Source organism: Halomonas sp. I1 (assembly GCF_032334135.1).
Taxonomy (GTDB): Bacteria; Pseudomonadota; Gammaproteobacteria; order Pseudomonadales; family Halomonadaceae; genus Halomonas.
In genome coordinates this window covers 19,889-37,271 of the sequence record NZ_JAVXUS010000013.1, presented here as the reverse complement: position 1 = coordinate 37,271, position 17,383 = coordinate 19,889, and the positions used below count along the sequence as shown (strand labels likewise).

Here is a 17,383-nt window from a genome sequence, read left to right as displayed (position 1 = left end):
ACCTGCCTACCGTGAGGTACGCATGGCTCAGAAATCGCGCCGACGCAAGGCGCTTCCCCCGATTGACCCGCAGACAGACCGCCGTCTGCGCCCTTTCCTTGAAGCTGTCAAAGAGATTACCGAAACCGGCGATGGTGTGCGTGGCGACCCGCTGGACCGCAAGCTCACCATGCGCGACCTGGTGGATTCCGGCATCGGAAGCCTGCACGGTGCTGGACGAGGCAGTTCTGGCGTTCTGCGCCCTGGCGGCGCAATCGACAACGATGCGGCGGAAAACCAGAAAGTCCCGCCACGGCCGACTGGCCTTCAGGCCTTCGGCAGCTTCGGCTATGTCGCCCTGTCCTGGAGTATGCCGGGCGACCTGTACGGCAACCACGGCTTCACCAACATCTATCGGGCACAAGAGGACAACTACGCCAATGCGGTGATTATCGGCAAGGACTCGGGCATGTCGTACACCGACCAGGTGCGCGATGTGGCCGAGGACGGCGTCGGGTACTACTACTGGATCACCTTCACCAGCAGTAGTGGCGTCGAAGGGCCGCCCAACGCGCCTGGCGGAACCTATGCCGAGGTCATCCCCGATGTCCGCTTCATCATGCAGCGGATCACGGGGGAGATTGATGACGGGGTGTTGGCCAAGACCCTGAGATCCAAGATCAACCTGGTGGTGGCCCCCGAGGATGTCGAAGGGTCGGTGAACGCCCGTCTGGCGGCTGAAGCCGATGCGCGTCGCCAAGCGGTTGCCAGTGAGGCAAGGGAGCGAGCGGAGAGTATCCAGCGGGAGCGGAAGGACTGGAATGCGGCGATTGACGCTGTCACAGCGAAGTATGATGAGTCGATCGCGGACCTGGCCAGTAAAACGGAAGTCCTCACGAAAGAGGATGAGGCGCTGGCCCAGAAGATCGAAACCGCCTTTTCCGAGGTGGAGAAAGACTTCCAGGCCGCTCTCCGTAGTGAGCGGACCGCATGGACAACCAAGACGGATGCCCTTGGGGTTCGGATCGATACCACGCAAGCGAAGGCAGCAGACAACGCGGCGGACATCTCCGAAACCAAGAAATCCCTGGCATCCAAGACGTCGGCGCTGACCCGGTCACTCGAGAGTATGACGGCACGGCTCAATGCGACGCCGGTCTGGTCATCGAACTTTGAGCCCGGTGCCGACTTTGATCGTTGGAAGACTGCCAGCGGGGGTTCCATCGAGGCGGTGAGTACTGCCTTCGCGGGCAACCAGGCGGCGGTCATCCGCTACAACGGAGATACGCCGTCATCGACGGGCACCACTCACAGTGTTTATGCCGAAGTCACGGAGACTCTGGCCAAGAGTTTCGTGGCCAAACGCGTACGCGTCGAGGTCTATGCGCGTAAAGCACAGGACAACCCGGCCAGTGAGTTCGCGGTAGCCTACTCGACCGCGGCAAACGGCAACAGCGGCTGGCATTACTTCGAGCCTGGCGATGATTGGGCGCCGTTCGAGTTCATGTGGGACATGCCGTTAGACAGCTCCAATAGTGTCGATTATGTCGGCATCTGGGGTGATACAAGCTGCAACGGTAAGGGTGTGGAAGTTGACCTAATCACCGTCCGGCCCGCGACCACGGAAGAAGACCTGCCGGCGATTACGGCTGCCATCAATGCCGAATCTGAAGCTCGCGTTGAAGCCAACAAGGCCCAGACAAAGCGGTTCAATGAAGACATTTCCCAGCTGGGCGACGACATTTCGGGTGTGCGGGAAACCGTCAACACTGAAGTCAAGCGGCTGGATGGCGAGGTCAGTGCCGTTTCCAAGAAGGTCGATACCGCGCAATCGACGCTCAATGGAAAGGTGGCGGGTGTCGAGACCCGGATGGAAACCCGTATCGAGGGTATCGCTCACTGGAGCACGTCGTTTGAAGATCTGTCGGGGTGGTCTGGCGGCGGCTCCATAGAGCCCGATGCCGACGCCAATTCTGGCTCACAGTCTGCGCTGTTTCGTTGGTCTGGTGGCTCTACGTCCAGTGGCGGGCGCCCAGGGACCGGCAAGAAAATCCCGGAGCGCACAGCGCTCCAGTTCGGCGGCCGCCGTATCCGCGTGACGCTGGATGCCAAGCGCCCCGGCAATAACTCAACATCAGAGTTTGCGGTGTCGTATAGCACTGCTGACGTGGGCAATAGCGGATGGCACCGTTTCAGCCCTACCAGGTCCTGGAGGCAATACAGCTTCCTGTACGACGTTCCCGATCCCAGCAGTGGCAACCACGACTGGATAGGTGTGTGGGCGGACACGTCTGGTAATGGGCGCGGCGTCCTGATTGACAACATGCGCATCGAGGTTCTGACAGAAGAGAGTGACATCCCAGCCTTCGAATCGATCTATTCCGCCAAAGTGCAGGCCGGTGGCTTGATCGGCGGGTTCGGCCTTTATAACGACAGCAAGACCGTTGAAGCGGGCTTCGACGTTGATCGTTTCTGGATTGGGCGCACCAACTCCGACAAGGTGAAACCGTTCATCGTCGATGGCGGCACTGTTTACATGGATGCCGCGCGAATTCGCCGGGGCGACATCCAGGAAGGCCAGCTCGGCCCCATCACTATCGGAAAGCTGACGCAGGAAAATGGCGACCCGCTGACCAATGTCGCTGGCAAGATCCGAGCCGGGGCTATCGATGCGGACAATCTGAGTGTCGCGGAAGCGGCAAAATTCTATGGCAACGTCTACTCCGGCAACTATCGGGCTGGCCGGCGAGGCTGGGCGATCCTTCAAAACGGCAATGTCGAGTTCAACGAGGGCGTCTTCAACGGTAAGGTCGAATTCAAGAATGTGAACGGCGCCGGGGTTCTGGCAGGGCGTGACCGTGTCTGGTGGAGCGAGGTGGATGGTGGGAACAAGCCCTCAGACAACGCTGACAGAACCGCTGAAAACACCGCCAAGAGCATAAAGAACCAAGGAAAGCTGGCTACCAAAGACAAGGCCGACTACGTAAATGATGTGATCAATTCGCCCTTTGTCCGCCTGGGTGTCAATGCCTATCCAAAGTGGAAGAAGGCCGATCAATATAGTGGATCCCATAAGAAGGGAACGTTGATCTTCGAGGTTAGTGGTGGTTATGGCGGGTGGCCCCGAGACAACGGCGGGGTGATTACCTACTGGTCCAACCACAACCGCGCTGTGCAAGTATTCTATGGTAACGGTGGCAATGAGGAATGGGTGCGCGAGGTTCACCCAAGCACGTACCCAAACTGGTCAAGTTTTGTACAGCGTGAAGTGTTCTCGTCATCGGATGTCGATGCGTTACAGACTCTGAACGGCCCGCGTCAGGCAGAAGCGGACAAGACCTCGGATAATGAAGCCAAACGCATCGCAGGTCAGGGAAAGTTTGCTACCCGCGACTACGCATGGTGGGACGAGATCGATGGTGGCAATAAGCCTGAAGACAACGCAGATGTAACTGGTAACCATACATCCAGGGATACAGGCCGGGTTGCTGGGCGAGATGCAAGAACCGTCCGTAACGAGGCCCGTCGAGGGCAGTGGGCTCGGGATCGACAGAACGACTGGACCCGCCCTGGCAGCACGTTGATAAACGGCAACAAGATTTCCACGGCCGATGCCTACGTCGATACGCTCCAGATCAAGGGCCGTGCGGTAACGTTCCCGGCAGGCTCCTCTGCGAACTGGACGAAAAATATGAACAATATGGGGAAGTGGGAGCAAGTCCTCAGCGTCAACGTGAACACAGGTAACGGTAGCGCCATCATATGGGTAGAGGTGGTGACGAAAGACATAAAGAGTCGTTATGTAACCGACATGCAGTGGCGGCTTCGGAGAGGTGGCCATGTTGTCGGGCAGGGCGGAGCCAGGAGTTCCGTCTTTACTATGGTGGAGGATAGCAACCCAGGGAATTGGGAACGGTACCGCCTTGAGTTGTATTATCGGACCACTGACGGCGGTACCTGGGGGTTCTATGCCGGCGAAAGAAGATTGGTTGCTTTGGGGACAAAACGATGAGAATTGCGATATACACAGAAGCTGGCTTTATCGACCGTATTGTTGACTCTCCTGATGGCTATGAAAAATACCAAGTCGATCAAGGAGAATTGTACATGCCGGTAGGTAGAGAAGTTAATGATATCTCTCACTATGTCGATGTCAGCCAGACGCCTCACGTCGCCCGCGAACGCCACCGTTTCGACAGTTCCCACGAGATCAATGATCTGATAGTTGAGTTCCCAGAGCTGCCGCCTGGCACTACCGTCCGGGTGCAGGGTGAAGAACTCATTGCCGAGAAGGGCGTGGCAGAAATCGAGTTCGACACACCCGGCACCTATACCATCAGCTTTCAGCACTTCCAGCACCTGGATGAAGAGGTGGAGGTGACGCTTGAGTAGACTGAATGTCGCGACGTTTTCTGACCTTGCAGCTGCAACGGCGGCTCACCTGGCGGAAGCGGATCATGTTGCCGATAGTGCTCAGGAGCGCATGGCATCGCCGACAAAGCAGGGGCTTCATAAAGCCAAGTCGGATGAGGCGACCGGTTCCGGACAGCCTCGACCGTTACTGGAGGCGGAGGCCGAAGCGCTGGGCGAATCCGTTGATGCCGTGGCCAGTCGCGTCCTCGAGCAGAGGAAGAAGTACGCCGCCAAATGCGCTAAAATCGAAGCCGCAAGGATCAAGGCGAGGGCGGATATTCGTGCTGTCACGTCACCGGCAGAGCAAAAGCGAATCGTGAACCGGCTATCTGCTGACCTTCTGTCCTGATCCTCTCCCACAACGCCCACCGTGAGGTGCGCTATGTCACGCGAACGTGAGTTTCTACAGCAAGTCCTGCCCAATAATCCGTCTGCTGTCGCATTCTGCGAGACGGTATTTCATATCTCTCAAGTCCTCGATGACCTGATCGATGGTGACGGCCAGCTCGACCAGGGCACCGTTATTCAGGCGTTTTGGCGCGCTCTGATCGATCTGCCCGAAAACGCCTTCTATCGCCAACATGAGCCGTTCTTGCGGCCACAGCTTGCCGTTGCCCTTCAAGATTGGACGGATAGTGTCACTCTGGAACGTTCCGGCGCCGAGCACGACCGCAACCTGGCATTTGTGCTGCGTGACCAGCTGACTGGCATTGTCGTCCAATGCACCCGCCTGATCGGTGGCTACGAGTTCATGCGTCAGGTTGGCCCTACCATTCGCCGTTATTTCCATGATGAGCGCCTGGCGGACTATGTGGCATCGGTCGCCCCGGAGCTGGAGGATGGCGACCCGGCTGATGACCCGGCTTTTCAGGAGGATGTGCAAGAAAGCCTTCAGGACGGTGAGTCATGAGCGGCGGCGGTGGCGGCAGTAACGAGATCGAAGACACTCCCGAGCAGCGCCATTTGGCCAAGGTGGCCGCCGAGAAATGGAACTATGCCCAGCGTGAACTGGCGCCGGCTGAAAACGAGTACATGCAGGATGTCGGGGAGATGACCACGCCAAGCCGCATGGGCTACATCGAGGGCCAGGCCAGCCAGGGGCAGATGCAGGCCACCGACCAGCTGATGGGCGATGCCACCGGGCAGCTCAACCAGGCTGGTATCGATCCCAGCAGCGGTCGGGCTCAGTCGGTCATGACAGGCCTGTCGCTGGACGCCGCGCAAGCGGGCGGTTCACAGATGGGACGCGGCCAGTTCGAGCAGCAAAACCAGCAGGTTCAAGGCCTCCAGAATATCGTGGCCATGGGCCAAGGTGAATCCGGCCAGGCGCAAGCCGGCCTCTCCACACTGGCGACCCAGGCCCAGGCGGATGCCCGTGCAGAAGCACAGCAGAGCTTCAACCGCCGAAGCGCGAATCTTCAACTGCTCGGCCAGGTGGCCGGTGCCGGTACGCGCTATGGCCTGCAAGGCATGGGTGGCAGTAGCGGAGGCCTTGGCATGGAAGGCGGCGTTAACCAGGGCGCTATCGACGCATCTGTGGCACTCAATAGCGGCTGAGGAGGCGCATCATGGCCAGTTATCTGAACACCTTGGGCATCAATATCCCTGAACCGTCTTCATCGCAAACAGCCGGAACCAGGGTTGACCCACAAGACGCCTTCCAGGGCGACCAGGGCGCATCGGACACGATTGGCCGATTGAGCCGGGCGCAGTGGGAAGACTGGAAGAACCGGTTTCGCCCCTATATCAACTCGCTGATCAATGCAGGCACCAGGGCCGGCGCTGGCCAGGATGCGGCCGCCATGGCGCAGGACTCCATGGCCACGGCCTACGACAACAGCGCCCAGGCTCAGGACATGCAGCGCCAGGGTATGGGCCTTGAAGTCTCGCAAGCGCAGCAGGGCGCCGACCAGCGACGGCGAGCGCTGGAACAGACAGCCAACATGGCCGCCGCCGGCAACCAGGCGCGTATCTCGGCGCAGGATCGTCAGAGCAAGATCCTGGCGGGCGGCATGGGGCTTTCCAGCATCCCGGACAAGATCCTGGAATCACAGTAATCGCCAACTCACCGGGAGGTGACACATGGCATATGGTCTCGTGGGCCTGAAAGACGATCTCGAAAAAGACGCCATGCAGGGCATGGGCGACCTGGCCGAGCAGCAGCGGCGCGATAACCGTCTGGAAGATCAAATGGAACAGGCAGAGAAACAGCAGTCGATGCAAATGGCTGGCACCGGTGCGGCCGTAGGCGCCATGGCAGGCGCACAGTACGGCGGCTCGGCTGGTGGGCCATGGGGTGCTGTCATTGGCGCTGGTATCGGCCTTGTGGCCGGGGAGTTGATGTAATGGCAGGACTTGATACACGCGGCTTGGCAAGTGGTTTCAATCAAGGCTTTGGCTTGATGAACCAATACATCCAGCAGGAAAACAAGAATGAGCGGGCCGAGCGGCGCATGGACATGAAAGAGCAGCGCTTTGGCCTTCAAATGGAAACCGCCCAGATGGAGAAGGAAAAGCTTCAACGCGAGCAAGATATGGAGAAAATCAAGTTCGCGATGAATAAAGGAATGCAAGGCCTTGGGCTGGCAGACGAAGAAATCGAGCTCTTCCGCAAGTACCCACGGTTTGAGAAGGCGCTGATGCCTGCGACCGATCAGTCTATCGCCAAGGCTGAAAGGGTAGTGGATCCCAACCAGCCGGACGACCTGAACGACCCTGACGGGCTGGCCGCCATGAACCAGCTGTTTGGTGACCAGATCAACAAGGGCGATGGCGGTAGAAAGAGAATCGTCGGCAGCTATCCGTCACCCGATGGCGAAAGCCTGATGTTCGACCTTGAAGTTGAGGGGCCGGATGGGCAGACCTACACGGCCCCCATGACAGAAGGGCGAAGCGCCGACAGCTCAGACGATACGGTTAAGCCGGTCGATGTCGGCGAAGCTGCGAGGCAAGTGCAGGGCATGAAGAAGCTGCGCTCGATTTTCCAGTCTCCAGAAGGTCGAGAGCGCGCCGCCAAGATGCTCCGTGCGATTCGTGGCGACGGCCAGAAAGAAAGCTGGTCTGTGATGAACCATCCTCAGCTCGGCATGATCCAGGTCAACGACACAACAGGCGAAATCGAACCCCTGAGCGCCGGTGCCGGCAGCCCCTATGAAGATCAGGGAACTGACTACTGGAGCCGTCCGACCGCCACCCAGAGGGATGCTAGGTTCTTGGTGGAGAACGGGATTGCTGAAGATATGAAGGACGCCTGGAACAAGCTGAATACCCGGTCTGGCCGGGATGAGTATGGAATGTCCCAAGACCACCTTGAATATTTAAATGATCGTATCGCGGGTATAGATCGGCAGCTTAAAACTGCTGCCGAACTTACCTCTGGTGTTCCCAAGGAAGAGGTCGAGGCTCTGCGAGAAGAGCGAGCCCGGCTTCAGGATAGAGCCTCCCAGGTGGGAAGCCGGCTTTACAAGGATCGCGGTCGGAACCCTAGTAACCAAGGGCAAGGCTGGGGCGGAAGTAACTCGTCAGGCGGTGATTCTGAAGTAAGTGCTGGCAGTTCACTCGCAGGCGAGGGGCCTGTAAAGATTGAAAATGATAGCGATTACGAGGAACTGTCTTCCGGCACTGTGTTTGTCGGCCCTGATGGCGTAAAGCGGAGGAAGCCTTAATGTCTGAAGCTTGGAAGAACGCGCCTGCTGTCGAAGGGTCGGGCGGCAAAAGCGAAGGGCGATCTGCGTGGATGGATGCACCTCCCATTGATGAGACGTCCACCCAATCCGGCAGCCAACAGAATGCGAAAGGGTTGGACATGCCCGGCCAGGACACGGCACAAAGCAGCCAAGCCCGCCCGGCCCCGCGAGGCATGGGACTGTCATTGGGCTCCCCTGCTGCTGAGCAGGCCGAGCAAGTGGCCAGCCCGACAGAGCAGGCCGAGGGCATCGAGGCCAGCGACTACCTCAAAGAGACGGCAGAAGGCGGTGTTCAAGGTGTTGGCTCCGCCGTGGGCGGCACGGGTGACTTTCTGGAGTGGGGCGGCAACCTGGTGGAATCCGGCCTGCGTAAACTTGGGCTGGGCGATGTCGTTGATAAAGGCGACCAAGCGATCAGCGGCATGGCGCCGAGCGATGCCTTCCAAGCCTTTGAAAGCTGGATGCAGGAAGGTGCCAAGGAAGTTGATGCAAGCCAGACCGAGGCTTTCCGACAGTCCATGCAGGGCAGCACGCCCAAGGGTGACGTGTTCGCGCCTGATACTTGGTCATTTGGCGATGACCCAAGCGCCGCCGGCTACGCAGGGCAAATGGCGGGCTTGATCGGGCAGTTCGCACCGCAGGCGGCCACCATGCTCGCTGGCACTCCACAGCGCGCCGCCACAGCCATGACGCTGATGGGTGGCGCTCAGGCGGGCGGCTCTCAGGCGAATGAAGCCGAGAAGCGCATCCAGGCCATGGACGAAAACCAGCTTTCGGAAGCGTCCGGCCTGTATAAAGACCTTCGCGATCAAGGCGTGTCGCATGAAGACGCCAGAGATCAAACAGCGAAGGCTGCCGGCGCGGCGGCTTTCGTCGGTGGCGCCCCTGCCGGTGCAGCTGGTGGCGCGGTCACCAGCTATGTGCTGGGTCCGCTACAGCGTCAGCTGGGCGGAAGCCTGGGCGGCCGACTGGCCAATAGCGTCGCCCTCGAAGGCCCAGCAGAGGCCACGCAAGAGGTCAGCGAGACGATGCTGGCCCGGCAGAACACCAATACCGCGATCCAAGGCGACCAGGACCTGGATCGCGGCACGTTCGGTGATGCGGTCCTGGGCGGCATGTTCGGTACCGGGCTGGGTGCGGCCGGCGCGCTTGGCGGTGGCCGTGATGCCACGCCCCCGCGCACACAAAATGATGCCGTTCGAGAGCGGACGCCAGAGGACATCGAGGCGTTCAACGAACAGTTTGAACAGGATCGTGCGAGTCAAGGCGGTGGCGCCGGCCTATCCGGTATCCCTGGTAGTGAAGCAGGGAGCGACCAAACCAAGGCCGACCCGGAATTTCAAGAAGGGAGCGAGAACGGGCCTTCCTATTATCGCTATGGCGACAAGGAAACGACTGAACAGGCTTGGCGTGAAGCGTGGGAGCAGGAAGGCACTTCCCCTGATGATACCGAAGGTAGCGAGAGTGCCGGAGATAAGCCGGCGGGCCTCCAGATGCCCGAGGATGCCGACTCTGGCCAGAAAACTGCCTCCGTTTCGACGATGATGACCAACCAGATGCGGCAGCAGCTTCGGGACTTGGGGCACAGTGATGAGGCAATCCGCAAGCTCCGCCCACAGGAAGCGTGGGACCGCATTCAGGAAGGGCGTTCCACCAGCGAGAAGGTGGAGAACGCGGCCAAGCGCACTGATACAGAGCCAACACCCGCGCAGGCTGAGGCGGGCAACTACCGGAAAGGCCGGGTCCAGCTTGAGGGCCTGGACATCGCGATTGAAAACCCCAAAGGCTCTACCCGACGCGGTACTGACGAAAAGGGCCGGGAGTGGGAAAGTCAAATGGCCCACCACTACGGTGACATCAAGGGCACCACTGGCGCTGACGGCGACAATCTCGACGTGTTCGTCGGCGACCGCCCGGAAAATGGCAAGGCCTTTATCATCGACCAGGTGAGCGACGATGGCAGCTTTGACGAGCACAAGGTGATGCTCGGCTTTGACTCGGCTGACGAGGCGCGTGAAGGCTACCTGGCGAACTATGAAGAAGGCTGGCAGGGGCTTGGCGAGATCTCAGAAGTTGATGCGGAAGCCCTCAAGAGCTGGATGCGTGACGGTGATACCCAAGCACCATTCAGCATGCCACAGGAAAAGGCGACAGAAGATCAGGGCAGTGCGGCCAAGCAGACGAGCCAAAGTGGTCTCGGCCTGTCAATGGACGGCGCTGCCGGCCAGTCTTCGGCCAAGCCAAAGGCGGACTCCCAGACATCAAGCCAAGAATCCGAAGCCTCAAGTATTGAAGGCGATGGCAAAACCAGCAACCGCCAGGCGCCAACCAGCCGTGTGCCCGTCGATCAGATCGAAGTCGATCCCGCTGAGTACCAGTTCCGCACGGAAGTGAACGACGAGGGCGTCGATTCGCGCCTCGAAGGCGTCGAGCGCTGGGACGACGTGCGTGCGGGAAGCCTGATGTTGCATGAGCGCGAGGATGGCCGCTTGTTTGCCGCGGATGGCCACCACCGGCTCGACCTGGCGCGCCGCACTGGCCAGCAGGAGGTGAACGCCCAGATTCTGCGCGAGCAGGACGGGTATAGCGTTGCGGATGCGCGGCGCGAAGCGGCGGAAACCAACATTGCTGATGGTAATGCTACGGCATCGGATGCCGCGAAGGTCTTCCGCAACAGCGAAGGCGATGCCGGTGACATCATCACTGAGCGGAATCTGCCGCGTCGCTCCCAGGTAGTGCGCGACGGGGCCGATCTGGCCAAGTTGAGCGATGAAGCCTTCGGCGCGGTGCTCAACAATGTGGTCAAGGAAAAGGACGGCGCGGCGATTGGCCGATCTTTCGATGATCCCGAGCAGCAGCTGGCAGCGATTGACGCCTTCAAGGACGTTGATCCGCAGAATGACAACCAGCGTCAGTTGTTGACCAATGAAATCCGGCAAGCCGGTTTTGCCGATTCCCAGGGCGGACTGTTCGGTGATGACCCGATGGAGTCGCTGATCAGCGAACGCGTCAAGGTAATGGACAAGCTGCGCCAGGACCTGGTGCGTGACCGCCGCCTGTTCGCTACCCTGAACAACAACGCTGACAAGGCCCAGCGAGCGGGAAACCGCATTGCGACCGACCAAAATGAAGCGTTCCAGGATGCGTCGGCCAGGGCCCTTGATGTGCTCGAGCGAGCCACGACCACACCTGAAATCAACCAGCAGATCAATGATGCGGCGCGGCGCGTGAACGGCGGCGAGTCAGTCGCCAAAGCAGCCAAGGAATTGAAGGAGACACTGCTCAATGGCAACCCGGCAACAGATGAACGACAGCAATCACAAGCACCTGACGGCGAACCGGATGCGACAGCAGGGCTATACGAACGACCAGATCAACAAACATCTGGCGGAGACGACACACGAGCAGAGGGTGCAGGCGAACCACGCCTGGACGGAGGAGAAGGAGCAACTTCGGGATCAGGGATACTCGGAGGAACAGATCTTTCAGCACCTGTACGCGAAGGCGAACAACGGCAAGAAGCCACCGAAACCGGGCGAGGCGCCACCGAAGCCGTAAACTTCAAGGCCGACGGTAAGCCGTTCCCCACCCGTCGAGCTGTCCAGATCTCCAAGCGCTATCGTGACACGCCAGGCGCCGAGCCGGTCGAAGTTGAGGGCGGCTGGGGGTTCCGTGTGCCGGATGCCACGCAGAGTAGGCCACCTTCTTCCCAGAGCGAGCAAGGCACCGCTCGGCGCGGCTCTGGTTCGAGCAGGATAACCTGGAAGCGTCGCGACGGTCGCCGCGTGTGGGACGGCAGTGACGGCACGGTAATTGCCGACCATAGCATTGGAAGCACCAAGACCTTTATGGCCTTTGCGGACAATGCCGCCTATGACCGTGGCGAGAACTTCGCTACCGGCGACACCCTCACCGAAGCCAAGCGACTGTCCGAGACGGTAGAGCGGCCACGTCAGCTCGGCGTCGATACCGCCCAGGGCGCTGATAGTGACTACGAAACGTATCCCGACCAGCCAAGCGAGGGTGTCGATCCTGCCCCGCAGCAAGGCGGCGGCATAGATGCGCCGAATCCGCGCCCGAGTCGTTCGGCCCGATCCAGTGAGCCGACACGCCGGCAGCGCCGCTCCGCTGAAGAACTGGGCGGCATTGCCCAGGGCGACACCATTGAGTTGGATACTGACGTGGGCTATGCCCGCGCCGGTGGCTCGTACCGCGTCGGCACCATCCAGCGCGATGGGCGTGTGCGTATTACAAACACCGATAGCGGCGCGTCCACGATCCTGGAGCGAGAAGACATTGCCGCAGCATCTCAACGTTCGGGCGGCCCTGTTGCGCGCCGCGTTGGGAGTGACGATGGGACGTCGCCTGATTCGCAGCCCACAGGCAGGTCGCTCGAGTATCAAAGCGTCGAGTTTGATGACGCTCCCTTGCTTGAGACCCAGACAGAAGCCGACCTTGCCCAACGTGAAAACGAGGTCCGCCAGGCCGAGACCGACCGTCGGCGCCAGGAAGAAGAGCGTGCCCAAGCGGATGCCGAGGTCGATGACTTCCGTCTGACGGGCAGCGACAGCGACGCGGATATTGCGGCCAGCTACGGCCAGGGCGACTTGATGGGCGCCACTCCTGATATAGCGTCCGAAGCCCCCGAGGTAACAGCAGGGAGTCAGGAGGTAAGCGGCTCAGCTCCTGATATAGCGCCCGAAGCTCCCGAGGTAACGACAGGCACTCAGGGTATAGGCGTCAGCGCTCCCGATACGTCAACAGAGTCTCTCAGGGGGCGAGCAAGTGCCAAAGGGCTCGATATGAGTCAAGAGGGGCGGATGCAGCGAGCCCATGATATGGGCTACATTTCTGCCATCGAAGACGTGATCAAAGGAGAGTACGTTGACGGACAAATCACCCGAGTTGACCGAGGAAGAGAGGCGACTGGAGGAACTGAAACAGAAGGCGCAGAGCGGTCAGCGGATCTCGGGCGACGAAGCGGCGAAGATGATCTCCAAAGCAGAGACGCCGGACGAGATGGCGCGAGTCATGAAGATTCTTCTCGAGGACGGGGACCGCTCACTGTCTACCACGGAACAGCAGGAGATGTTGCGTCTTTTGTTCCCGGGCATCCAGGCCAGCTCGACAGCGGATGGCTCGGAGAAGGCGTCTACCTTACCACCGACCGACGAGTAGCCGAGCATTACGCTAGCCGTAAGGCGCATCGCCAAGGTGGCAATGGCGGTGAAACCATCATGCCGTTGCATATACGCCCCGAGTCGCTTCTGCGAGTCCCCCCTACGTTTAAACGCCGGCTTTCGACCGCCGGACCGGAAGCGTCCGAGGCGTTCTCCCAGTGGGTTCGAAAGCAAGGCTATGACGGTGTTGTGACCCGGTATGGAGATGCGTACGAAGTCGCGATGTTAGACCCGACCAAGGTTCGGTCTACACAGGCGGCTTTCGACCCTGGCGGCGAGGGTGATAGCGACTTGCTTTTTTCGGCAGGCACAGAGCAGCCTTTGGCGCCACCGGATGTTGACGCGGTTCGCGCCGAGCTGGAGACGATGAGCGACCTGCTGGGGGACGTGGAGGTCATTGACCATCCTCGCGAACTACCACCACATGTCCTGATGGGCATGACGCTTCAGGGTATTAACCCTCAGGACGTGCGGGGCATGTTTTCGGGCAATCGACTGTATGTCATTGCAAGCAACAATGATGGCCTCGAGGAAGCCGTTAGAGCGGCTGTTCATGAAGCCGTCGGCCATAAAGGGATTCATGGCGTCCTGGGGGAAGAGCTGGAGCCAGTTATGCGCCAGTTCTTCCGTCGCCTTCCCCATAGCAAGATTGGTCGCCAGGCTCGGGATGAAGTGAAACGCGACTATCCCTTCCTGGACTGGAACGACCCTGACGATCAGATAACGGTCGCCGAGGAAATGGTGGCCCACTTGATCGAGAAGGGTCATCGCCCTGCCGCCTGGCAGCGTGCCGTGGCGAAGATCAAGGAATTGCTACGCCGCTACTTCCCGTCAGTCCCATGGACTACGGCAGATGCCCTGAACCTGGGCGAAAAGTCGCGTGATTATCTTCGTCGGAAGCAGGCCGAGGCGGATGGTGACACGCCAGAAACCACTACCTATGCGATGCGCCGCCGCCAGGACCAAAGCCGGGTGTCAGAATCTTTCAGCGATCTGAACGCCGACCAGGCCGAAGCGCTCGACATGATCGGGCCGCTGGGCGCTGCTGGTTCGGCCATGGCGAAGGTTCGACAGGTCTGGGATCGAGCCGGAGTGAAGATGCGCGCAGGCATCTTTGATAAGTTTGCTGCCCTGAAAGCGCTTGATGAACAGGTTCACGGCAAAGACTTTATTGAGAACAGTACGGCCTCCTCAAGTTGGATACTGGCCCGCATGGCTCCTGCTGCGCAAGGCGCTCTGAATACTTTGATCCATAACGGTCGTATTCAACTCAACTCAAAAGAGAAGGTCATCGAGCTGAAGGATGGTGCTGATGGCGGCCTTCAGGCTGTGCTTGCCCAGCTGGGCGATGCTGAGGAAGTGACCCGCTTTATGGGCTGGATTGCTGGCAACCGAGCTGAGAAGTTGCGCGAGGAAGGGCGCGAAAACTACTTTGAAGAGCGCCACATCCAAGGGCTCACCGAGTTGAACAGTGGCCGCGCCAAGAACGGTGAAGCACGGCGCACGCTGTACCCGAAGGTCTTCGAGCAATTCCAGGCCATCCGCGATGACGTGCTATCTATTGCCGAGCAATCCGGCCTTCTGCGCCGCGCGATGAGCCAACCTGAGTCGGCTCTGACTATTGCTCGCCAGCGCGGTGCGCCGGATGAGATCGTGGATCAGCTCAAACGCGCTGAGACCGCCATGAACCAGGAAGATGGCGACCTTCTGGATCAAGGGCAGGCCATCTATAACGCTGCCAGTGAGAGACTGCAAGAATGGCTATGGGAGCAGGCGCAGCAGGACGTGCAGCCCGACGCCCTGGACACAGCCCAGCAGCGCTATGACAGCGCCTTGGAAGAGTGGAGCAGCTTGCAGCGCGACCAACGCGAGATTTGGGCAGAAGAATTCTATGTCCCGTTCTACCGGGTGTTGGATGAGAACACCAATGATGTCCAAGGACCAGCTTCTACGGCGGGACTGAGCCGTCAGCGTGCCTACCAGCGACTCAAAGGCGCCGACATGCGTATCGGCGACCTGCTGGAAAACACGCTCATGAATTACCACCACCTGCTGTCCGCTTCCCTGAAAAACCAGGCTGCAATGCAGGCGATTGATAATGCAGAGCAACTTGGAGTTGCTCACGAAGTCTCAGAAAGCAACCGAGATCCTCGAAGTTCGACCTTTATCCTGCGTAACGGGCAGCAAGCCTATTACGAGATCAGCGATGATCTGGTGTACAAAGCGCTGGTCAACATGACGGACGCCGGCATGCAGGCGCTGCTGAACAGCTCTGCCATGAAAGTGATGCGCTGGTTCAAGCGCGTTCTGACCAATACGACTACCGTGACCCCTGGGTTTGTGGCCGCCAATACCTTGCGCGACTCAATTCAGTCTGCGGCGGTTACGCCGGCAGGCCTGAACCCTGCGTGGAACGCGGTGCGCGGCACCGCCCACTACGCGAACAAGGAAAATCGCGCACAGATGATAGCCAGCGGGGCGTCATTCAACTTCGGCCACCTATACGGTGATCGTGCCGATGAGCTGAAGGCCCAGCTTCGCCGTAATCTGAAAAACGCGAAGGTAGTGAATGACCCGGGGACAGCTCGCCAGGCAGTCAAGTGGAGCTGGCGTCGCTGGAACGATGTCACCGATTTCGCCGAGAACGTCAACCGAGCTAAGGTCTATCAAGCCAACCTGGACAAAGGGAAGCTGTACGCGGCCTTTCAATCTCGTGACCTGATGGACTTCTCCAGCCACGGGAGCTGGTTTATGACGCGGTTCCTGATCGAGACAGTGCCGTTCCTGAACGCGCGTATCCAAGGGGCTGACAAGCTATACCGGGATGGCTTCAAGCCGTCATTGTTGACGATGTTCGGCAAGGGTAGCGACTCAGACAAGCAAAGGGCGAAGCGCTTTTCTGTGGTCACGGGCGCATATATGGCCGCATCCATTGGGCTGTTTCTGCATAACGAGGACGATGAAGACTACCAGGCGCTGCCGGACTGGCAAAAAGATACCTATTCGTTCTTCAAGTTCGGCGACCAGGCGTTCTTCATGCCGAAGCCTTTCGAAGTTGGGGCCGTTGCCACCATGGGTGAGCGAATCACCGAGCAGTTTATCAGCGATGAAGCTGGCGGCGACCTGTTGAAAGAGCGCTTGTGGCACATGCTTACGCAGACTTTCGCGTTTAGCCCTGTGCCGCAGGCAGCCGCGCCGGTGCTCGACGTCTACGCCAATCGCGACCCGTTCAGGAATCGCCCGATCGAGCCCTACTGGGACAAGCAGCTATCGCCGAGCTTGCGCTTCCGATCCAGCACCACCATGCAGTCACGATTTGTGTCGAAGGGGCTGGAAGGCGCCTTTGGTTCCGATAGCGTTCTTTCGCTATCTCCGTTGCAGCTGGACTACTTGGTAAACAGCTACTTTGGTACTGTCGGAAGTTATGCCATGGGAATGGCCGACACCATGTGGCGTAACGCCATGGGAGTGGAGTCGCCGGCCAGCTATTGGACGGAATCGAAACCTATACGTCGGTTTTACCGAAACCTCAACACGCCGGCTTACTACACGCGGTACCAGAGCCTGTTCTATGAGGGACTGGAAGAGGTCAATAGAGTGTATGGCGACCTGAAGCAACTGGAGAAGATGGGGGCGATTGACGAGGCTCGTGAAAAAGCGCAGAACAAGGGCGACATGCTTCGCCTTCGCAAACAGTTGAATGACGCCCAGCGACATCTTTCAGACGTCAGCCAGCGCATGGACCAGATAAAGCGATCCACGGATATGGATGCTGATTACAAGCGGAGGGAGCTGGAGCGCCTGCGCACGATGCGAAACCGCATCACCGAGGTGCTCGGCAAGGAAGTGGAGAAGCTGAACGCTGGGGGCTAATGGCGGAAGGCGTAGATGCCGATGGCAATTAGTGCGCCGAACAGGAGGCTCGGCGTATTAACCAGCAGGCCGACCACTAGTACAAAGCCAGGGATGGCGACCCAGCTGATGAACAGCCACATACCGACGCCGCCCTCGAGCTGTGTCATGGCGATGCCCCCCAGCATGAGCAACGTCGCCGCAATTCCGATAATGGGTCCGATATCCATGCAAGCAGGGTAGCCTGACGATCGAAGGGATGCCAGGGCCTAA

At 59.5% G+C, this 17,383-nt stretch carries 10 protein-coding genes; 9 read left to right on the top strand and 1 reads right to left on the bottom strand.

Features of this window, described 5'->3' with window-relative positions:
- Nucleotides 1-22: 22 nt before the first annotated feature.
- The 9 genes from RSO41_RS13315 to RSO41_RS13275 are packed head-to-tail and all read left to right on the top strand — an operon-like array spanning nt 23 to nt 17,131.
- Complete coding sequence (locus tag RSO41_RS13315; protein ID WP_315619633.1) at nt 23-3,991, top strand: hypothetical protein; 3,969 nt, start codon at nt 23-25, stop codon at nt 3,989-3,991.
- Nucleotides 3,988-4,371 (top strand): hypothetical protein, encoded by a 384-nt coding sequence (locus RSO41_RS13310; RefSeq protein ID WP_315619632.1) that lies wholly within the window; start codon nt 3,988-3,990, stop codon nt 4,369-4,371. The genes RSO41_RS13315 and RSO41_RS13310 overlap by 4 nt, the downstream gene beginning before the upstream one ends.
- Nucleotides 4,364-4,741: a hypothetical protein gene (locus tag RSO41_RS13305; protein ID WP_315619631.1), complete on the top strand. Its 378-nt coding sequence runs from the start codon at nt 4,364-4,366 to the stop codon at nt 4,739-4,741. Before RSO41_RS13310 ends, RSO41_RS13305 begins: the two co-directional genes overlap by 8 nt.
- 33 nt (nt 4,742-4,774) lie before the next feature.
- A complete protein-coding gene (locus RSO41_RS13300) occupies nt 4,775-5,302 on the top strand; it encodes a hypothetical protein (protein WP_315619630.1) in 528 nt (175 codons plus the stop codon).
- A complete protein-coding gene (locus RSO41_RS13295; RefSeq protein WP_315619629.1) occupies nt 5,299-5,949 on the top strand; it encodes a hypothetical protein in 651 nt (216 codons plus the stop codon). The genes RSO41_RS13300 and RSO41_RS13295 overlap by 4 nt, the downstream gene beginning before the upstream one ends.
- A gap of 11 nt (nt 5,950-5,960) precedes the next feature.
- Nucleotides 5,961-6,449 (top strand): hypothetical protein, encoded by a 489-nt coding sequence (locus RSO41_RS13290; RefSeq protein WP_315619628.1) that lies wholly within the window; start codon nt 5,961-5,963, stop codon nt 6,447-6,449.
- 25 nt (nt 6,450-6,474) lie between these two features.
- On the top strand, nt 6,475-6,738 hold the full coding sequence (locus RSO41_RS13285) for a hypothetical protein (protein WP_315619627.1): 264 nt from the start codon (nt 6,475-6,477) through the stop codon (nt 6,736-6,738).
- The gene (locus tag RSO41_RS13280) at nt 6,738-8,057 is read left to right on the top strand and encodes a hypothetical protein (protein WP_315619626.1); all 1,320 of its coding nucleotides are present in this window, start codon (nt 6,738-6,740) and stop codon (nt 8,055-8,057) included. The genes RSO41_RS13285 and RSO41_RS13280 overlap by 1 nt, the downstream gene beginning before the upstream one ends.
- Complete coding sequence (locus RSO41_RS13275) at nt 8,057-17,131, top strand: LPD38 domain-containing protein (protein ID WP_315619625.1); 9,075 nt, start codon at nt 8,057-8,059, stop codon at nt 17,129-17,131. Before RSO41_RS13280 ends, RSO41_RS13275 begins: the two co-directional genes overlap by 1 nt.
- Here RSO41_RS13275 and RSO41_RS13270 read toward each other — a convergent pair.
- A complete protein-coding gene (locus RSO41_RS13270; RefSeq protein WP_315619624.1) occupies nt 17,128-17,340 on the bottom strand; it encodes a hypothetical protein in 213 nt (70 codons plus the stop codon). The genes RSO41_RS13275 and RSO41_RS13270 overlap by 4 nt on opposite strands.
- Between the last annotated feature and the right edge of the window lie 43 nt (nt 17,341-17,383).